1 protein-coding gene is annotated in these 2,800 nt (G+C 67.0%); it reads left to right on the forward strand.

From position 1 onward, the window contains the following. Positions 1–392: 392 nt before the first annotated feature. On the forward strand, positions 393–2,033 hold the full coding sequence (locus Q7W02_03500; GenBank protein MDO8475256.1) for an AMP-binding protein: 1,641 nt from the start codon (positions 393–395) through the stop codon (positions 2,031–2,033). Positions 2,034–2,800 lie beyond the last annotated feature (767 nt).

Raw genomic sequence — 2,800 nt, forward strand, 5'->3', positions numbered from 1 at the left:
CGGCGAGCCACCGCATGTAGCCCGCCATCTGACTCTGCTCCCGCCGCTCCGGCGACGGCTCCCAGAGCGCGGCCCCTTCGGTGATCTCCGGCACGGTCTCCTCCGTTCGGAAGGACGGGACGGCCTTCGCCCGCCCGAGCACCTCGTTGGAACGGCCGTCTTCATCTTATCAAGCCCTGCGTCTTCCGGCCGGAGCACAAGTTGCGGGAGGAGGGCAAGATCCTCACGCACCTGGGCCTGCTCTTTTGAAAGCCGCATCTTGACTGTCCCGTGCTCGCCGGCGCAAGATCGCCCCTGATGCCGCCCTCGGCCCTCTTCACCCCGATCTCTTTCGGCCGGCTCACGCTCAAAAACCGTCTCGTGCGGGCCGCGTGCAACGGAGGACGGCCGTGCTGATCACTCGCGCCGCCACGTACAAGGAGATCTACGAGACGTTCCGCTGGAACGTCCCGGAACGGTTCAACATGGCGGTCGCGTGCTGCGACCGGTGGGCAGCGGAGGGCGACCGGGTCGCGCTGATCCACGAAGCGCCGGACGGTACCGCTCGGCGCTACACGTTCCGGGACCTGCAGCGGGCGTCGAAGCGGGTCGCGAACCTCCTGATTGGCCTCGGCCTGTCACGCGGCGATCGAGTGCTGCTGCTGCTCGGCCAGCGGCCCGAGACGGCCATGCTGCATCTGGCGGCGTGGCGGGCCGGCATGATCAGCGTGCCCTGCTCCGTCCTCTTCGGCGCCGACGCCATCCAGTACCGTCTCGAGACGTCGGGTGCGCGGGTACTGGTGACCGACGCGGCGAACCTCACGAAGGTCTTGGAAATCAAGGATCGAGCACCCGGGCTCACAAACGTGCTGTGCGTCGACGGGCCGGCGGCCGGTGCCGCCGACCTCCACGCGCTGATGAGCCAGGCCGGCGAGGAGTTCTCCACCGTCGACACGCTGGCCGACGAGCCCGCGCTCCTCTGCTTCACCTCCGGCACGACCGGCCCCCCCAAGGGCGCGCTGCACGCGCATCGCACGCTGATCGGTCACGTGCCGTGCGTGGAGGTGCTCCACGACTTCTTCCCGCAGCCGGGCGATCTTCAATGGTCGCCGGCCGACTGGGCCTGGCTGGCCGGGCTGATGGACGTGCTGATGCCGTCCTGGTTCCACGGGGTGCCGGTGCTCGCGTTCCGGTCGACCGGCTTCGATCCCGAGCAGGCGTACCACATGATGGCGAAGCACGGCGTGCGAAACACGCTGCTGGTGCCGACCATGCTCCGCCTGATGCGTGCCGTGCCCGATCCGCGCGCTCGCTTCGACCTCCGGCTGCGCTCGCTGATCTCCGGCGGCGAGACGGTCGGCGCCGAGCTGATCGAGTGGGCCCGGACCACGCTCGGCGTCCGGATCAATGAGGCCTACGGCCAGACGGAGTGCAACCTGGTGCTGGGCCACAACGAGCTGGTGATGCGGCCAAAACCCGGCTCGCTCGGCCTGGCCATGCCGGGGCACGTCGGCGTCGTCGTCGACGGCGACGGCAACGAGCTCGCGGCGGGCGAGGTCGGCCAGCTCGCGTTCAAGCGGCCGGATCCGGTGATGCTGCTCGAGTACTGGAACAGTCCAGAAGCGACGGCCGCCAAGTTCGCCGGCGACTGGCTGCTGACGGGCGATCTCGTGACGCGCGACGAGGACGGCTACTTCTGGTACCAGAGCCGCGCCGACGACGTGATCACGTCAGCCGGCTACCGTATCGGGCCGGGGGAGATCGAGGAGGCGCTGGTGCGCCATCCGGCGGTGCGGCTCGCCGCGGTGATCGGGGTCCCGGACCCGGTGCGGACCGAGAGCATCAAGGCGTTCCTGGTGCTCGGGGAAGGGTACACGCCTTCTCCCGCGCTGGAATCGGAGATCCGCGACCACGTCAAGACACGGCTCGCCCGGCATGAGTATCCGCGGGACATCGAGTTCGTCGAGAGCCTGCCGACGACGACCACAGGCAAGATCATGCGGCGCGAGCTGCGCGAGCGCGAGCGGCGCCCGCGCGACGGCCGGGTGCCGTAGCAACCGGCGGCCGCCGGACCTCAGCGAGCCCGGGGCGGGTTCACGATCCCACACATTCGAAGCCGAGCCCTCGCGCGCCTCGCGCCTGCTGGGGATCGTGCGTGACGAACACGACGCTGGTCTCTCGTCGCTCGCAGAGGACCATCGCGCTCGCGATCCTCGGTCTCACCATTCTTGTCGCGGCGCTCACCGCCGCCGACCCGAACTACCGAGGAGGCGCCGCTACACTAATCTCGTGAGCGCTTTGTCTCATTCCTATTGACAGGTTCCGTGCGCCGCCCAACCACTATTTCGGCGACAGGAGGTCGTTACGCAGTTCGAGTTCAAGTACTAGCCCGAACTCTAGTCGACACGAACCCGGCATCTATTGGACTTTGGTTGGACCTTGGTCCAATAGTCGGACGGAATCCCGTCATCTAAGATCCGGGATCATGGTGTCCAGGTCGCGTCGTCCAAGTAAGGAAGCCACGATGACAAGCGGGGTCCGACCGGGCTCATGGCCCGTGTGTGGGGTACCCGTGCCGCGATGTGGCGGAGTTGTCCCACTCAAAGGAACAGCTGAGCCGGCCAAGCTCTCGAATTTCTTGAATTGTCTCTCTGGCACTTCGGTTGCTTCTGAAAGAGGCATCCCGAGGTGATAATCCAGCGCCTAAAGACTGGAGAGTGACGTCATGTGCCTTCAGCAGGACCGGGGACAGAGAATGCGGCAGATGGACAGCCTCATGCCCACGCTCAACGATCTGTACAAGCAGGGCCGGATGACGTGG

The sequence above is a fragment of the Candidatus Rokuibacteriota bacterium genome, assembly GCA_030647435.1.
Taxonomy (GTDB): domain Bacteria; phylum Methylomirabilota; class Methylomirabilia; order Rokubacteriales; family CSP1-6; genus AR37.